This window comes from Mesorhizobium sp. B2-3-2 (genome assembly GCF_006442295.1).
Taxonomy (GTDB): Bacteria; Pseudomonadota; Alphaproteobacteria; order Rhizobiales; family Rhizobiaceae; genus Mesorhizobium.
The window spans coordinates 55,124-71,535 of record NZ_VFWA01000010.1; the positions used below are offsets into that span (position 1 = coordinate 55,124).

A 16,412-nucleotide genomic window follows, 5' to 3' on the forward strand; every position below is an offset into this window, starting at 1 on the left:
GATCAGGGGAGGCATTATGAGGCTTGGACTGCTCACCGCACCGTTCGCGGAGACGCCGCTCGACGCGGTCGCCGACTGGGCAAGCTCGGCCGGCTTCGAGGCGCTGGAAATCGCCTGCTGGCCGAAAGCCTCGGGCGCCAGCCGCCGCTATGCCGGTACAAGCCATATCGACGCCGCCGCGACCTCGCCGGCGCAGGCCAGGGACATCGCGGCAAACCTAACCGGCAAGGGGCTGACCATTTCCGGTCTCGGCTACTATCCCAATCCGCTGCATCCCGATGCCGCCCACCGCAAGACGGTGATCGACCACCTGAAGCAGGTGATCGTGCTGGCCGCGAATATGGGCGTGCCCCTGGTCAACACCTTCTGCGGCGGCGATGCCTCGAAGACCGTCGACGTCAACTGGCAGCACGCGCTCGAGGTCTGGCCCGATATCGTCGCCCATGCGCGCGACCACGGCGTCAAGCTCGCCTTCGAGAACTGCCCGATGATCTTCAGCCATGACGAATGGCCGGGCGGCCACAACATCGCCTATTCGCCGCTGGTCTGGCGCCGCATCCTCGAAACCTGGGGCGGCGATGTCGGGATGAATTTCGATCCTTCGCACCTGGTCTGGCAGATGATCGACCAGGCCCGCTTCATCAGGGAATTCGGCCCCTACATGCTGCATGTCCACGCCAAGGACCTGATGATTGATCATGATGGTTTGTACGAGCGCGGAATCCTTTCGTCTGGCATAGGCTGGCAGGTGCCGCGCATGCCGGGGCTGGGCGATGTCGGCTGGAACGGCTTCTTCTCCGGCCTTTATCGTGCCGGCTATGACGGTCCGATCATCATCGAGCACGAGGACCGGTGGTTCGAGGGCAGCGACGATAAGGTCAAGCGCGGTTTCCTGCTCGCGCGGGACGTGTTGCGACCCTTCGTGAAATGACGGCGGAAAACTGAAACGGAAACTTGAATTACGCCGCCTGAATCTCTTTCTGAGCGGCGCGGTGTAACGACTTGGAATTGAAATTAAAATCAAAGTGGAGGAAATCTGAAATGAAGAAATACCTGACCATGGCGCCGCTGCCCATTGTTCCGCTCCTTGCCGGCGCTGCCTTGCTGGCCTCGATGGGCGTCTCGTCCGCCGAGGGCAAATACACGATCGGCATCTCCAACACCGTGCAGGGCAATGGCTGGCGCGAGGAGATGGTCTGCGCCATGAAGGCGCAGGCGCTGGCCTCCGGCGAAGTGACCAAGCTCAACATCGCCCACCGCAACACCGACGCCGCCGGGCAGCTCGAGGACATCCGCAACCTGATCAGCGCGAAGGTCGACGCCATCGTCGTCAATCCGGCTGATCCCGCCGGCATCAAGGCGGGGCTGGAGGAAGCCACCAAGGCCGGCATCGTTGTCGTCGCCGTCGACCAGGCGGTCACCGAACCGTCGGCCTACATCATCTCCAACAACCAGGAACAATATGCCTATCTCGGCGCCAAATGGCTGTTCCAGCAGATGGGCGGCAAGGGTGAGGTGTTTTATATGCGCGGCGCCGCCGGCGCCTCGGCCGACAGCGACCGCGACAAGGGCTTCAAGAAGGCGCTGGCCGAATTCCCCGACGTGAAGGTCGCGCAGGAAGTGTTCACCGGCTGGCAGCAGGACCAGGCCAAGCAGCAGATGCTGTCCTTCCTCGCCACCGGCACGCCCTTCAACGGCGTGTGGACCTCGGGCATCGACAACGTCATCGTCGACGCGCTGGTGGAATCGCAGGCGCCGATGGTGCCGGTCGTCGGCGCCGACAATGCCGGTTTCGTCGGCCAACTGAATTCGGTCAAGGACCTGGTCGGGGCAGCCGTGACCAATCCCGGCTCGATCGGCGGCGCCGGCGTGACGCTCGCGCTCCAGATCCTCGACGGCAAGAAGCCGGCGCAGCAGACCGTTCTGGTCGAGCCGCAGCTCTGGGAAAACGCCACCGAGGAAGGCAAGGCCAAGCTGAAAGCCGCCGCCGATCCGTCGCTCAGCCCGGAATGGCCGGTCTCGATCTCGATCCCGGACTGGACGACGTACACCAAGGACCAGATCGTGGCTTGCAAGGGCCCGGGCGAGTAAAACAGGATTGACGAGCCGGGGCGTGCTTCTTCCTTCCCCCTTGTGGGGGAAGGTGGATCGGCGCGCAGCGCCGAGACGGATGAGGGGTGTTCCAGCGGAGTGAGACGTTAGTGCTCCCTGGAGCACCCCTCATCCGACCTCGCTTCGCGAGGCCACCTTCTCCCACAAGGGGAGAAGGGAAGGCCGGCATCGGAACTGCCAATCTCCCCCCTTGTGGGGGAGATGTCCGGCAGGACAGAGGGGGGCGCCGTAGAGTGCCAGCGATAGTTTCTTGAACGAGAATCAAACCATTTGACCACCAGCCCCCTCCTCGACGCCTCCGGCGTCGCCAAGAATTACGGCGCGGTTGCCGCGCTGCGCGACGCGTCGCTGTCCGTGCTGCCGGGCGAGGTGCATGCCCTGATGGGCGCCAATGGCGCCGGCAAGTCGACGCTGGTGAAGATCCTGACCGGCGCGGTTCCTGCCTCGGCCGGGCGCGTCCTGATCCGTGGCGAGGCGCGCGATATACGCTCGCCCGCCGCCGCGCGTCGCGCTGGCCTTCTGCCCGTCTACCAGGAACCGTCGTTGATCCCCGATCTCGACATACTGTCCAATCTGCGGCTGACCGGCACGCCTGTCGAGCCGTTCCGCGCCTGGGTGCGCGAACTCGGCGTATCAGACCTGGACCTGCGCGACACCGCGCGCGACATTCCGCTGGCGGTACTGCGCGTGCTCGACCTGGCGCGGGCGCTCGCCGTCGAACCCGACGTGCTGCTGCTCGACGAGATGACCGCGGCGCTCCCCGCCAACCTCGCTGAAAAAGTGCTGGAAGTCGTGCGTCGCCAAGGCGACAGCGGCCGTGCCGTGATCTTCATCTCGCACCGCTTCGTCGAGATCTCGGCGCTCTGCGACCGCGCCACCGTGCTGCGCGACGGCGCGACCGTCGGCGTTCTCGACATCGAGCCCGGCGTGGAGGAAAAGATCGTCGAGCTGATGCTCGGCGCCCGCATCGAGAAGACCAAGGTGGCCGCCCGCGCCGCCGGCCAGGCCGCCACGTCGGCCCCTGCCCGCCCGCGTCTTGCCGTGCACAACCTGCGCGTCGGCACCAAGCTCAACGACGTCTCCTTCGATCTCGCCGATGGCGAGGTCGTCGGCGTTGTCGCGCTCGAAGGCCAGGGCCAGGATGAATTGTTCGCCGCCCTTGCCGGCTCGATCAAACCGTCCGGCGGCACGATCGAGGTCGACGGAAAGCCGGCGAAATTCACCCATCCGATCGACGCCATCCGCGCCGGCATCGCCTATGTGCCGGGCGACCGCTCCGAGGCCCTCGCCATGCAGCGCTCGGTGCGCGAGAACATCGCGCTGCCCTTCAGCGCCGCCTTGCGCAACTGGGGGCCGATCGCCATGCGCAAGGAGCGCGCCACGGTGGCCAGCGCCATCGCGCGCCTCCAGATCGACACCCGAGCGCAAGGCGAGGTGCAGCGCCTGTCCGGCGGCAACCAGCAGAAGGTGACCATCGCCCGCTGGATCGCGGCGGACGCCCGCACCATCCTGTGCTTCGACCCGACGCGCGGCATCGATGTCGGCACCAAGCAGGAGATCTATAAATTGCTGCGCGAGCTCGCCGGCCACGGCAAGTCGGTGCTGTTCTACACCTCGGAACTCGAAGAGGTGCAGCGCGTCTGCGATCGCGTCATCGTCATCTTCGGCGGCCGCGTCGTCGATATCTTCCCGGTCGAGGAGGCGGACGAGCCGGCACTGATGCGCGCCGCCTACGGCCTGCCGCGCGGCGTCAAGGCCGATGTCGGCATCTTGGCGGACCCGACAGCAAGTGCCCCGGATGCACCGGAGGCGACGCCATGAGCCATCTCCTGCGCCGCCAGGGCTGGGTCGCCGGCCTGTTCGCTCTCCTCATCGTGCTGTTCGTCATCACCAAGCTGATCCAGCCCGGCTATGGCAGCGGCGATTTCGGCTCGCTGGCGCGGGCCGTCTTGCCCTACGCCTTTGCCGTGGCCGCGCAGACCGTCGTCGTCATCGCCGGCGGCATCGACCTGTCGGTCGCCGCCATGATGGCGCTGACCAGCGTCACCGCCGCCTCGATGATGGCCGGCGCCTCGGAAGAATACGCGCTGTTCGTGGTGCCTTTCGTGCTGGCCATGGGTTTTGTGCTTGGCGCGCTCAACGGCCTGCTCATTGTCGTCACCCGCGTCCCCGACATCGTGGTGACGCTCGCCATGCTGTTCGTGCTGCAAGGGGCGGCCCTTCTGGTGCTCGGCGCGCCGGGCGGGGCCGCCGCCGAATGGCTGAAGGCGATGATTTCAGGCACCGTGCCGATACCGGGCCTGCCGCAGAACATCGACGCCTGGCTGCCGAAGGCGCTGCTGGTGCTGATCATCTGTCTCTGCATCGTCTGGATACCGCTGAGGCGCTCGCGCCTCGGCCTGTCCATCTACGCCATCGGCTCGAGCGAGCTGGCGGCTTTCCGCAGCGGCGTGCCGGTCAAGCGCACCCGCATCATCGCCTATGCGCTGTCGGGCCTGTTCGCGGCCATGGGCGGCCTGGCGCTGACCATGAGCACCGGCATCGGCGCCCCCATCCCCGGCCCCTATCTGCTCGCCAGCGTCGCGGCCGTGGTGCTGGGCGGCGTGGCGCTGGGCGGCGGCAAGGGCGGCCTGCTCGGCCCCATCGTCGCCGTCTTCGTGCTGCGCTTGGTGCGCACCGACCTCACCCTGCTTGCCATCGACCCCAACGTCACCGCCATCATCGAGGGCCTGATCATGGTCGCCGTGGTGATGTTCGGGGCGTTCATTACGATGCGGGGGCGGCAGTCGTGAGGGGGAATGACTTGGCGCGTAGCGCCCTACGGCGCCCCCCTCTGTCCTGCCGGACATCTCCCCCTCAAGGGGGGAGATTGGCAGCTTCGGCGCCTCGCTCATTCTTGCAACCCCGACAATTTGCGAAAGCCGTCGCGCGATCCGATCTCCCCCCTGGAGGGGGAGATGGCCGGCAGGCCAGAGGGGGGCGCCGTAGGGCGCCAGCCTCGCAGAATCCCGCCCCATCGCAGTCACGAGCAGCCCCATGAGCACCACCGCGATCACACCCGTCCCCTTCGGCCGCCGCGTCAAACGCTTCATGGCCGACCGGCCGCTGATCCCGCTGATCATCCTGCTGGTCGTCCTGGTTGTGATTTTGCAGATCCTGCGCCCCGGCATCGTCAACGAGCGCTGGATCGCCAACACCATCAAATTCGCCATTCCCCTGGCGATCCTCGCCGGCTGCCAGACCATGACCATGCTGACCGGCGGCATTGATCTCTCGGTCGGCACGGTGGCGACGATGAGCGCCTTCATCATGGCTACCCAAGCCGTCAACCAGGACCCGGCCGTGGCCTTCCTCCTGGCGATGATGCCGGCGGTGCTGATCGGCCTCGTCAACGGCATCGGCGTCGGCGTCTTCCGCGTCCATCCGCTGATCATGACGCTGGGCACCAGCCTGATCGGCACCGGCTTCCTGCAGGTCTATCAACGCACGGTGATCGCCTCGGGCGCCAAGATCCCTGATTTCCTCGCTTGGCTCGGCACCGGCGTGACCGCGGGGTTTCCCAACGCGCTGCTTCTGTTCATCCCGGTCGCGGTGCTGATCGTCTTCGGCTTGAACCGCACCGGTTTCGGCCGCCTGCTCTATGCCGTCGGCGACAATGAGCGCGCGACCCGCCTCTCCGGCGTGCGCTACTGGCAGGTCATCACCGCACTCTACATCCTCTCCAGCCTGCTCGCCGGCATCACCGGCCTGCTCTATATCGGCCTGATCAAGGCCCCATCCCTGTCCCTTGCCGAACCGCTGGTGCTGCCCTCGGTCGCCGCCGCCGTCATCGGCGGCACGTCCATTTTCGGCGGCCGCGGCGGCTATACCGGCACCATCATCGGTGCCTTGATCCTGACCGTGCTGACGACGCTGCTGACGATTTTGCAGATGCCGGAGGGGGCAAGAAGGATCCTGTTCGGCCTGATCGTCCTGTTCGTGACCGCGGCCTATCTGCGGATCGTGGAGGAGCGGTAGGGAGGGGCCGCCGGCCCATCCCTCGAAACACCAACGCAGTAACCGCGCTCACTTCACCGTGATGCTCATGCCGCTGAGATCGGCGTTGACTTGCAGCCCTACCTGCCTGCCCGTGAGCTCGAGCTGGGCGCCCTTGTCGTTCGTCATGACGATCACCTGGGCGCCTTTGCCGAGCGCGCCGCCGCCGCCCGCTGCGCCGTACACCCCGGTCACGTCCCGCGCGCGCTTGATATGACGCACGGTGCCCCGGAAATAGGTCTTGGAGGCACCGAAGGCGAGGCCGCCCGAGATGCCGCCGACCGAGATCGGATACCGGCGGCCATGGAAGGTCAGCGTGCCCTCGCCTCCGGAGCCACCGATGAAGAAGGCCGCCTTGTAGACAGAGAAGCGGATCGTTCCGCTGTCGGCGTGCGCGGCACTGGCAAAGCCAACGCCCGCGGCGGTGATGACGGCAATCGCGACTGAACGAAATCTGGACGAAATCTTCATGACGAAGCGCTCCTCAAGATTGCGCCTACCGGCCGGGCCGGGACGTCGGCGTCGCATCGAAGTTCATGGCTAAACAGTCTCGCCCATCATTGGTTCCAAGCACACGGTCTCGCTCCGGCCGTGAGGAGACAGTCACGAAACGGGGCGGCCAGTGGGTGAATTGTCCAGCGGCCGCGGGCGGCGTCGCGGATTGAGCATGGGAGCACGGGAGAACCTTGCCGCCATCTGGAGCGGGCCTCGTGAAACCTTTTGATTTTTAGGCCGTTGTCGCCGTTACATCCGAGGCTGAACTCATGCCGAAATCGGTCGACGGCGCCAGGCGGCGCAAGGCAGGGAAGTCGCACCAGGAGAAGGCCTCGACTGTCGAAGTTGCGTCCGAGGTCGTGGGCGAACCTGCGCCGCCGCCTGGGGCCATCGAACCCGGTCCGGAGCTGACGCCGCAGGAGGCCGAGGAGGCGCGCAAGCGATACCTGCTGAGGCGCTTCTGGATCAGCGCGCGCGGCTACTGGAGCACGCGCGGCGACAAGCTGGCCTGGCCGTTTACAATCGGGCTGTTGCTGCTGATATGCATCAATGTCGGCTTCCAGTACGGGATCAACATCTGGAACCGCTCGATCTTCGACGCCATCGAGCAGCGCGACGCCCACACCGTCTATGTGCTCAGTGCCGTGTTCCCGCCGCTCGTGGTTGGAAGCGCAAGTCTTGTCGTTGCGCAAGTCTACCTTCGCATGACGATCCAGCGCCGCTGGCGTTCCTGGTCGACCACCGCGATCATCGCGCGCTGGCTGGCAAGCGGCCGCTATTATCAGCTGAACCTCGTGAGCGGCGACCACACGAACCCTGAAGCCCGCATAGCGGAGGATTTGCGGATTGCGACGGAGTCGCCCGTGGATTTCATTTCCGGTGTCCTCAACGCGTTTCTGTCGGCCTCCACCTTCATCGTGGTGCTGTGGACGATCGGTGGGGCGCTGACTTTGCCGGTCGGAAGTTGGAGCATCACCATCCCCGGCTTCCTCGTGGTGACCGCGGTGATCTACGCCGCCATCACCTCCACCTCGATGGTGGTCATCGGCCGCCATTTCGTGCGGCTATCCGAGCAGAAGAACCAGGCGGAAGCCGATTTCCGCTACACGCTGACGCGCGTGCGCGAAAACGGCGAGAGCATCGCCTTGCTCGGGGGCGAGGAGGAGGAGCGCAGCGGCATCGACAAGACGTTCGGCACGGTGCTCCGGCAATGGGCGCTGCTGACAGGCCAGCACATGCGCACAGCCCTGGTGTCGCAGGGGTCGAGCCTGTTTGCGCCGGTCGTGCCGGTCTTGCTTTGCGCGCCAAAATTTCTCGAAGGCAGCATGAGCCTCGGGCAGGTCATGCAGGCCGCCTCCGCCTTCGCCATCGTGCAGGGCGCGTTCGGATGGCTGGTCGACAACTATCCCCGTCTCGCCGACTGGAACGCCTCGGCACGGCGTATCGCCTCGCTGATGATGTCGCTCGACGGGCTGGAGCGCGCTGAACGCAGCGATGCGCTGGGACGCATCAGGCACGGCGAAACCGAAGACGGCGCGATGCTCAGCCTGGACAATCTCTCGGTGTCGCTCGACGACGGCACCGGCGTGGTCAAGGAAACCGAGGTCGAGATCGAGCCTGGCGAGCGGGTGCTGGTGGCCGGCGAATCCGGTTCCGGCAAGAGCACGCTGGTGCGGGCCGTCGCGGGTCTGTGGCCGTGGGGTGGCGGCAGCGTCGACTTCCACCCCGGCAGGCGGCTGTTCATGTTACCGCAACGTCCCTACATCCCCTCCGGGACGCTGCGCCGCGCGGTCGCCTATCCGGCCGCCGCCGACAATTGGACGCTGGAGAAGATCAATGCCGCCCTGGAAAAAGTGGGGCTCGATTATCTCACCGGCCGGATCGAGGAGGACGCGCCCTGGGACCAGACCCTGTCCGGTGGCGAAAAGCAGCGGCTCGCCTTCGCGCGCCTCCTCTTACACCACCCCGATATCGTCGTGCTGGACGAAGCGACGTCGGCCCTCGATGAGAAGAGCCAGGACAAGATGATGGAGACCGTCATCCATGAATTGCCGAAGGTGACGATCATAAGCGTCGCGCATCGCGCCGAGCTGGAGGCCTTCCACAGCCGCAAGATCACACTGGAGCGGCGCGAGGGCGGCGCGAAGCTTGTCAGCGACATCGATCTTGTGCCGCGCAAGGGCAGACGAAACTTGCTCGGGCGCGCCTTGTGGGGCTCCGGCGCTCCGGCCCAAAGGCCGCGCGAGCTGGAGTAAAGCCTACTTCGTCCCTCCTCAGCGGCCGCTCAGCGCCGCGACGCGGTCGAGGGCGGCGCCGAGGCCTTTCAGGGAGACGGGGAAGTTGAGCTTGGTCTCGGCGTCGGTGATGACGTTGAGCGTCAATACGCCGCCCGCCTTCAGCTTCTGCACCAGCGCCCGGTCGATCGGAAACTGCGCCACGCATCCGTTCGGCAGGCAGGTGCGGAACCGCAACTGGCCGAGGGGCGGCTGGTCGTCGATCTGGATCGTCACGCCTGGATCGAACAGGATGCCGAAAGGCAGAAGCAGGGTTCCGCTCAATCCACCCTTCGGCCCCGAGCGCAACTCCACCGCCAGCAGCCTCTGGCCGTTCTTCTGCGTCTGGTCCTGCGAAACCGAGCAGGACCGTGCATTGTCCTGGATGGTGCAGGCCAGGCTCCAGTCCTGATAGGTCTCCTGGAGCGACGACGCGCCGTTTGGAAGCGTGGCCGCCTGCTGCTGTTGCGCACAGGCACTCGATGCGGCCAGGGCCGCCGCGCAGAGTGCGGCCGCCTTCAGAAGAACAAATCTGTCAAACAACGATTGCGACTTTCTCTTTCGGGGTTTTTACGCGCATGGCCCCGAAAACCGGTGCGATCTTCGGGATCCGAGGGCACCGTCATCTGCCTCACGCAGGGTGCAAAAGCAATTCCAAAGCACCTCGCCCGAATCCGTTTCGGCCGGCGCGCTTCAGGTACAGACCCACTCGCGGATCTTGCATTCGGTTCCCGCCGCCTCGCAGGCATGCAAAGCGAGGTCTTCCGCGTCCCTGCGGGTCTCGGCCGAGTTCGCGCCCCACGGCGTCAGCCGGTCGCTCTGCTTCTCCTTAGCCACGGCCAGGGCGCCGCAGTGCTTGTAGGGAAAGCCCGTCTCGTCGTCGTCTGTCCAATGGCGGTGGTTGCGGAATACGGTGACAACAGTGCAGCCCTTGCCGCCGGCGTTCTCGCAATATTTCATCGCGGCATCCTTCGCCTCCTGGCGCTTGTCGGCGCCCCAGAAGAAGCCGTGCTTGGTATCGACGCTGGAATAGGCGATCGCTCCCCAGATGCCCTTTTCCTCCTTCGGCTCCGGCTCCGGCGGCGCCACAAGGTCGGCCGAGACAACCTGCCCGCTCCACAGCAGGGCCATGCACAAAACTGCCAGACGTCGCGATTTCATGGTCTGCAATCCTTTCCAGGAGCCCTCGCCCATTCGCCTATCCCGTAGCTCACTTCGACGCGGACGCGATCGAGATCACCACGCAGCTGTTGCCGGTCGGCAGCAGAAGCGCTTCGCCCGAATTGCCGCCGAGCTCGTACACTTCCACCTGGCCGAGATGGTCGGTGATCTTGCTGCCTTGCGGAAGGATGGAGGGAATGTCGGAGCAAGCGCTGGCGAACGGCGCCACCCGCACCATCGCGCCTTCGCAGCCGGAAGCGGTGGGCGATGCGAAAACCACGCCGGCGGCCGGTCCGCTGTATTTTTCCGTCGCATAATCCATGCCGACGAGGGCCTGCACGGCGTGCTTGTCGGCGGCCTGGTCGTTCCACAAGGATTTGACGCTGTATTTCGAGCCCGTCGTCAGGACCTGTCCGAGCACCGGAAAGATCGTCGAGCAGGCCTGCACGCCGGCCTGTTTGACATGTTCGAGGAAAGGCGAGTCCGGCAATGCGGGCGGCGTCGTGCCGGCCTGGGCGGCAGTCGGGGTGCCGACGAGGCCGGCGATCGCGGCATAGTTGGCGGCGGCGAAGCCGATGCCGATCATGGCCAGACCCAGCAGCGAGAAGCCGAGAACGCGCGGCCACCGTCGCTGCGGCTCGGCGACCCTCTTGCGATCGGGCTCGACGATCCTCTTGCGGTCCGGCTCCACGCTCGGGCCGCGCGCTGGGGAGATGAACGGGTCTTGCTGGCTCACGGTGCTGCCTCGGTTATTTGATTGGCGCAAGGGCCTCGGACAGTCCCTTGAGCGTTGCGGTCACGGTAATCGTCTGGCCGTCGACGGTCGGGTAGGAGATCGCCGGCGTCGCTTTCTGCACTATCTGCTGGCGCATGATAGGCCCCACCGGCAGCATGCCGACGCAGACCATTTCGTTGCAGCCGTTCAAGCGAACGCCGATCGGGTCGCGGCCGTCGAACTTCACCGACACAAGGCCGTCGCTCTTCGCGTTCGGCGCGGTGCGCAGGATCATGTAGGGCTTGCCGTCCTGCGTGGCGGCGAGCGACCAGCTGAAGGCCATCTTGCCAGTCCCGTCCTCGATCACCTGCGAAACGTTGCAGACTTTCTTGCGCGCCTTGAGGTTCTCGTCGCAGATCAGAGTCCAGTTCTCGAAGGGGCGGATGGTGCGCTGGTATTGGCCCAGCTTCACCTCCGGCGGCACCGCCACCTCGGACGGCTTGATCCTGTAGGGCGCGGTCGCTTGCGCGGCGGCCGACCCGGCGGCCAGGGAGAGGCCGCCGGCAGCCGCCAGGCAGGTCAGGAGGAAGAGCCGGGCATGATGGCTGGTTGCCCCGTTCATTCCCGCCTCAGTTCAACGTAAGGCTCAGGCCGGCGCCGACACCGACATTTCCGCCCGCCGCCGTGCCCGAGACATTGCCGCGGATACGGCCGTCCTCGCTGGTGTAGCCGGCGCCGAAGGCGAAGGCGCCCGCATCCCGCCAGAAGCCGCCGCCGACCGCCACGCTCAGCTTGCCGGGCCGGTCGTCATAGCGCAGCGAGGCAGCCGCAAGGCCGATTGCCGCCGCTTGCCGGGCTTCGTCGCGGATGCCGCTGATGTCCGAATTCAGCTGGCCGAGTTTCTGGTCGGTATAGTCGTTGGCCTGTTGCAGGGTCGTGGCCGCCACCTTGTCGGTATAGGTGTTGGATGTGCTGATGGCGGTGTCCAGGCCCTTGGTCAGCTGGTTGACATTGACCGCATCGGTGCCGGCGACACCGGGGCCGACATTGGAGATGACGACCGGCGCGTTGACGTCTCCACCTTGCAGCGTGATGCTGTTCTTCTTGCTGCCGTCCGGATTGGTGTCGTAGGTCACCGCCGTCTGGTTGAGATTTCCGACGCCGGTTTGCAGGTCCTCGATCGCCTGGTTGGAGGCGAAGAGCTGCGAACCGTTGATCGCGTCGGTGCTGTCGGCTGCGACCCGTCCGGCAGCGACATTGGTGATCGTCCTCTCCGCGCCAGCATCGCCGACGCTGACCGTTCCGATCGGCGTCGTGCCGGCAAAAGCGTAGGTCTTGCCGTTGATGACGGTGCTCGACGTGCCGACGGCGGTCTGCGTCACCGAGCCGGAGCCGAGCGCCACGTCGTTGGCGTTGTTGGCCTGCGCGCCCTGGCCGAGCGCGACCGCGCCCTGCCCGGTGGCCGTCGAGCCATGGCCGGCGGCCAGGCTGTCGGTGCCGCTGGCCACGCTTTCAGGTCCGATCGCCACGGCGTCGGTGCCGCCGGCGATGCTGTCGGCCAGTGTCGAATTGGCGTGGAAGTACTTGATGCCGCCGCCATTGTTGATGGTGGTCAGCGCGTTGTCGACGGCCGTGAGGCCGTCATAGACGGTCGAGTAATTGTTGCCCTGGATGGTGTAGGTCGGGCCGGTGACCGAGCCGTCGGGATTGAGGACGGTGGTGCCGCCGAACAGGCTGCTGACATTCTGCTCCAGGCCGCGCAACTGCGAAACGTTGACGCCGTCGGTGTCGGCCGAGCCGGCCGCGACATTGGTGAGCTTGCGCTCGGCCCCGGCACCGCCGATCGACACCTCGCCCACCGAGGTCTGCGGGGCGGTCAGCGCAAAAGCCGTGTAGCCGGCCTGCGCGCCGACCGAGGTGATGGACTGCGCGCCCAGCGCCACGCTGTTGATGAAGGTGCTTTGGGCGCCGGCGCCGAGCGCCACCGACTGGATGCCGGAAGCGAGCGAATTGGTGCCGAACGCCAGGCCGTCGGCCAGCATCACATGCGCGTTCTGGCCGATGGCCGTTCCGCCGGGCGCTGTCTGGTCGACGACGGCGCCGTTGCCGATGCCGATGCCGTTATCGCCGTTGACGACCGTGGTCGGACCGACCGCGACCGATTCCGCGCCGACCGCCAGCGAGTCGGCCGCCACCGAATTGGCATGGAAATACTTGGTCGAGGTCGCCGATACGGCGGCGATGGCGCCGGCGAGCTGGCGCACCGTCACCGCGTCGTGATCCTGCGTGCCGTCGGCCACGTTGGTGATCTGCCGGTAGGATGTAGCGTTGCCGACCGACACGGCGCCGAGCAGCGTCTTGTCGGTGGTGTTGTACTCGATGAAGTTGGATGGGCCGGCGGGCAGTTGCCCGGTAACCGGAGCGATCGGGCGATCGGAGACCGAACCCGAACCGAGCGCCACGCTGCCGTCGGTGCTGGCCAGGGTGCCGCGGCCAAGCGACAGCGCGCTGTCCCCGGTTGCGGTCGCCTGGTAGCCGACAGCCGTGGAGCCGACGCCCTGTGCGAAGGAATCGGTCTGCGCCAGGCCGGCTTCGTTGGTGCGGGCGTAGCGGATGCCGATGCCGTTGGCGTCGGTATAGGCGGTCGAGGTGTCGCCGGCGATGTTGTTGATCGTGTTGCCGAGATCGGTCACGCCAGTGCCGATATTGGCGATATCGGTCGTGTTCTGCGTCACCTGCTGGTTGGTGGCGAAGAGCTGCGAGCCGTTGACGGCATCGGTCGAACCGCCGTTCAACTGTCCGGCCGCGACATTCTGGATCTGGCGCTCGGCGCCCGCCGAGCCGACCGAGAAGGCGCCGGCTGGAGTGCCGCCGGCGAAGGTGTAGTTGACGCCGCCGATCGTCGTGCCGCCGACTGCGGTCGTCGCGCCCGACGCCGAATTCAGGCCGATCGCCACGTCGCCGGCATTGTTGGCCACCGCATTGGGACCGACGGCGACGGAATCGGCTCCAAGAGCCTGCGAATCCGCCAGGATCGAGTTGGCGTGGAAATATTTGATGCCGCCGCCGACATTGATGTTGTTGAGCGTGACGCCGATGGCGTCGACCGCCTGGTTGGTGGCGAAGAGCTGCGAACCATTGATGGCATCGGTCGAGAGCGCACTGATCCGCCCCGCCGCCAGGTTGGTGAGCGTGCGTTCGGCGCCGGGCGCGCCGATGCTGACGGTCGAGAGCGGGTTGGTGCCCTGGAAGGCATAGGTGGTGCCGTTGACCACCCCGCTCGCCGTGCCGACCGCCGTGGCGGTCACCGAGCCGGAGCCGAGCGCCACGTCGCCGGAGCTTGCCGCCGCCGTCGCGCCGTCGCCCAGCGCGACATTGCCGGCGAGGCCGGCCGCGCCCGCCGTGGAACCGTTGCCGAGCGCCACCGAGCCCTGCCCGATCGCCTTGTTGCTGTTGCCGATGGCGACGGCGCCGTTGGCCATATTGGCCGCGGTGGCGGTCGCCGTGCCGTCGCTGTTTGCGATGTTGTTGGCGCCGCCGGTGAAGGCGCCGGTGCCGCTGGCATAGCTCGGATCGCCGATGGAAACCGCGCCGTCGCCATAGGCGGTGTTGCCGGACCCGATGGAGACGGCCTTGCCGCCGGTCGCCACCGCATTGGTGCCCATCGCGACCGCTCCGGCGGAATCCGCCCTGGTGTTTGCGCCCATGGCGATGGTGTTGTCAGCCGTCGCGTTTGTCGAGGGGCCGATGGCGATGGCATTGGTTCCGCTCGCGGTGCTGGTGGCGCCCACGGCGATGGAGTAGACGCCGGAGGCAGTGGAGCCCGCGCTGCCTACGACGGTGGCGCCGGCGCCAGTGGCGTTGACGGAAACGCCAAGCGCCACGGCCTGCGTTGCCGTCGCTTTGGTGGAGGAGCCCATGGCGATAGCACCATCCTCGGTAGCATTGGCCAGCGTACCCAGCGCCATCGCGTTGTTCTTATTCGCAAGCGCGCTGGTGCCAAGCGCCATGGAATTGATCGCCGAGGCATTGGCTTGAAAGCCGCCCGCGAAGGAAGTGGCGCCCGTGGCCTGGGCCGCCGTTCCGATCGCAATTGCGTTCTCGGCTCCTCCGTTCGCGTTGATGCCCAAAGAGACTGCCTGAACCCCGCTGGAGATCGCCCCACCGCCGATCGCTGTGCTGTTCACACCGCTGGCAGTGGTGGATTCGCCTAAAGCCAGGGTGTTTGCCTGGCTCGCGGCCGCGCCAGCGCCCAAGGCGACCGCATTGATGGCGCTGGCCTTTGAGAGAGATCCCATGGATACGGCCCCAGTTCCCGAGGCATTCGCGCCGGGGCCGACCGCGACGGATAAATTGGCGGCGGCGTTTGCATTGTTGCCGAGCGCGACGCCTGAGGTTGCGGTGCTGGCTACGATTGCACCCGAGCCTATCGCAACAGCACCACCGCTGGCGAGCGCCTGCGCTTGGTTACCCATGGCAATCCCGAAGGCTCCCGACGCAACTGTGGTGGCCCCGAGAGCGACCGAGTTGATGCCCGATGCCGCGGCTGTGACGCCCATCGCTATGGCGCTCGTGCCCGTTGCCTTGCTTGAGCGTCCGATCGCAGTGGCGTCGACCTGAGACGCCAGTACGTCCGTGCCAATTGCGATAGCGCTCTCTTGAAGGGCGCCCCCTCCCGCAACGGTTCGGTTACCAAGATTGACGGCGTTGATTGCGGTCGCGGTCGCTTGGAAGCCGATGGCGATGGCATTCTGGTTGCTTGCGACGGCGTTGTTACCTTGGGCAAACGAATCCAGCCCGGATGCTGTTGCCCCATGCCCGAGCGCCGTCGCGCGCAGCCCGGTCGCCCGAGTGACATAGCCGATCGCGGTAGACTCCACTCCGTCGGCACGCGCGTTCAGGCCAAAGGCCGCCGCTCCTGCGCCCGCAACCGAGTTGACGCCAATGGAGCTTGCTCCGTCCGCGGTGGCCTGGGCATTCCCGCCCAGGGCGAGTGCGTTGACGCCGTTTGCGCCTGCGAAGACACCTATGCCTATGGAGTTGAGGCCATTGACGCTCATCGCATAGCCGATGGCGATCGCGGCATCGCCCGTTGCACTGTTGGCGGTGCCCAACGCCACGCTGTTATTGCCATTCGCTTGGGTGCCGTTACCGATGGCGACGGCGTTGCCCCCTGTCGCCGAACCGCCGCCAGCCTGGTATTGTGCCTGGGCCGGCGTCACAGCCATGCCGATCGCTAAGGCGCCCAGCATCGCGGCCGCCGCCGACATCCCGCCGACGCCCAGCATCCCCAGTCCCAGGCGCTTGCGCCGCATGCCGAGCACGCTATGAGCCAGACGCAGCACCGCCATCAGGCGGCGCCGGGCCGAACGGGAGCGAGGATCTGCATTCGCGATCCAGTGCCCGGCGAAATGCGCCGCACGACGCTGAACAAAAGAGCCGCTCGAAATGTGGCCGCCCGAAATCTGATTGTCGGTCATGGTTCCCTCTCCGCTGGCCGGCACGAAATGTGACAATTCCGCTCGACAGCAGAAAGACATGATTCCCGCTCGCGGTATTTCACGAAATTGCTGTGTTGTGAGAAAAGATCCGAGCATATAGGCGGAGGTTAACGGCTCGTT

Annotated in this window: 12 protein-coding genes; 6 read left to right on the forward strand and 6 right to left on the reverse strand. The window is 66.2% G+C overall.

Features of this window, described 5'->3' with window-relative positions; genetic code table 11:
* Positions 1-16: 16 nt before the first annotated feature.
* The 5 genes from FJ964_RS21370 (at position 17) to FJ964_RS21395 (ending at position 6,129) form a co-directional block, all read left to right on the forward strand.
* Positions 17-931 (forward strand): sugar phosphate isomerase/epimerase, encoded by a 915-nt coding sequence (locus FJ964_RS21370; protein ID WP_140552241.1) that lies wholly within the window; start codon positions 17-19, stop codon positions 929-931.
* A 110-nt stretch (positions 932-1,041) separates the two neighbouring features.
* Positions 1,042-2,091: an ABC transporter substrate-binding protein gene (locus FJ964_RS21375; RefSeq protein ID WP_140552242.1), complete on the forward strand. Its 1,050-nt coding sequence runs from the start codon at positions 1,042-1,044 to the stop codon at positions 2,089-2,091.
* 291 nt (positions 2,092-2,382) lie between these two features.
* A complete protein-coding gene (locus tag FJ964_RS21380; protein WP_140552243.1) occupies positions 2,383-3,933 on the forward strand; it encodes a sugar ABC transporter ATP-binding protein in 1,551 nt (516 codons plus the stop codon).
* Positions 3,930-4,904, forward strand: coding sequence for an ABC transporter permease (locus tag FJ964_RS21385; protein ID WP_140552244.1), 975 nt, complete (start codon positions 3,930-3,932; stop codon positions 4,902-4,904). Before FJ964_RS21380 ends, FJ964_RS21385 begins: the two co-directional genes overlap by 4 nt.
* Before the next feature lie 244 nt (positions 4,905-5,148).
* Positions 5,149-6,129, forward strand: a complete 981-nt coding sequence (locus FJ964_RS21395) for an ABC transporter permease (protein WP_140552245.1) — start codon at positions 5,149-5,151, stop codon at positions 6,127-6,129.
* 48 nt (positions 6,130-6,177) lie between these two features.
* Here the strand turns inward: FJ964_RS21395 and FJ964_RS21400 are convergent, their stop codons facing one another.
* Positions 6,178-6,618: a hypothetical protein gene (locus FJ964_RS21400; RefSeq protein WP_140552246.1), complete on the reverse strand. Its 441-nt coding sequence runs from the start codon at positions 6,616-6,618 to the stop codon at positions 6,178-6,180.
* 293 nt (positions 6,619-6,911) lie between these two features.
* Between FJ964_RS21400 and FJ964_RS21405 the strand changes: the two genes are divergently transcribed.
* The gene (locus FJ964_RS21405; protein WP_140552247.1) at positions 6,912-8,897 is read left to right on the forward strand and encodes an ABC transporter ATP-binding protein/permease; all 1,986 of its coding nucleotides are present in this window, start codon (positions 6,912-6,914) and stop codon (positions 8,895-8,897) included.
* 18 nt (positions 8,898-8,915) lie between these two features.
* Here the strand turns inward: FJ964_RS21405 and FJ964_RS21410 are convergent, their stop codons facing one another.
* The 5 genes from FJ964_RS21410 to FJ964_RS21430 form a co-directional block, all read right to left on the reverse strand.
* Positions 8,916-9,407 carry an invasion associated locus B family protein gene (locus FJ964_RS21410; RefSeq protein WP_224713340.1) on the reverse strand — a complete coding sequence of 164 codons (492 nt, stop codon included), beginning with the start codon at positions 9,405-9,407 and terminating at the stop codon, positions 8,916-8,918.
* 201 nt (positions 9,408-9,608) lie between these two features.
* The gene (locus tag FJ964_RS21415; protein WP_140552249.1) at positions 9,609-10,076 is read right to left on the reverse strand and encodes a DUF4189 domain-containing protein; all 468 of its coding nucleotides are present in this window, start codon (positions 10,074-10,076) and stop codon (positions 9,609-9,611) included.
* Between the two features lie 49 nt (positions 10,077-10,125).
* Positions 10,126-10,812 carry a hypothetical protein gene (locus tag FJ964_RS21420; RefSeq protein ID WP_140552250.1) on the reverse strand — a complete coding sequence of 229 codons (687 nt, stop codon included), beginning with the start codon at positions 10,810-10,812 and terminating at the stop codon, positions 10,126-10,128.
* Positions 10,813-10,825: 13 nt separating this feature from the next.
* Positions 10,826-11,413 carry an invasion associated locus B family protein gene (locus tag FJ964_RS21425; RefSeq protein ID WP_140552251.1) on the reverse strand — a complete coding sequence of 196 codons (588 nt, stop codon included), beginning with the start codon at positions 11,411-11,413 and terminating at the stop codon, positions 10,826-10,828.
* Positions 11,414-11,420: 7 nt separating this feature from the next.
* Positions 11,421-16,271 (reverse strand): YadA-like family protein, encoded by a 4,851-nt coding sequence (locus tag FJ964_RS21430; protein ID WP_140552252.1) that lies wholly within the window; start codon positions 16,269-16,271, stop codon positions 11,421-11,423.
* Positions 16,272-16,412: the final 141 nt, after the last annotated feature.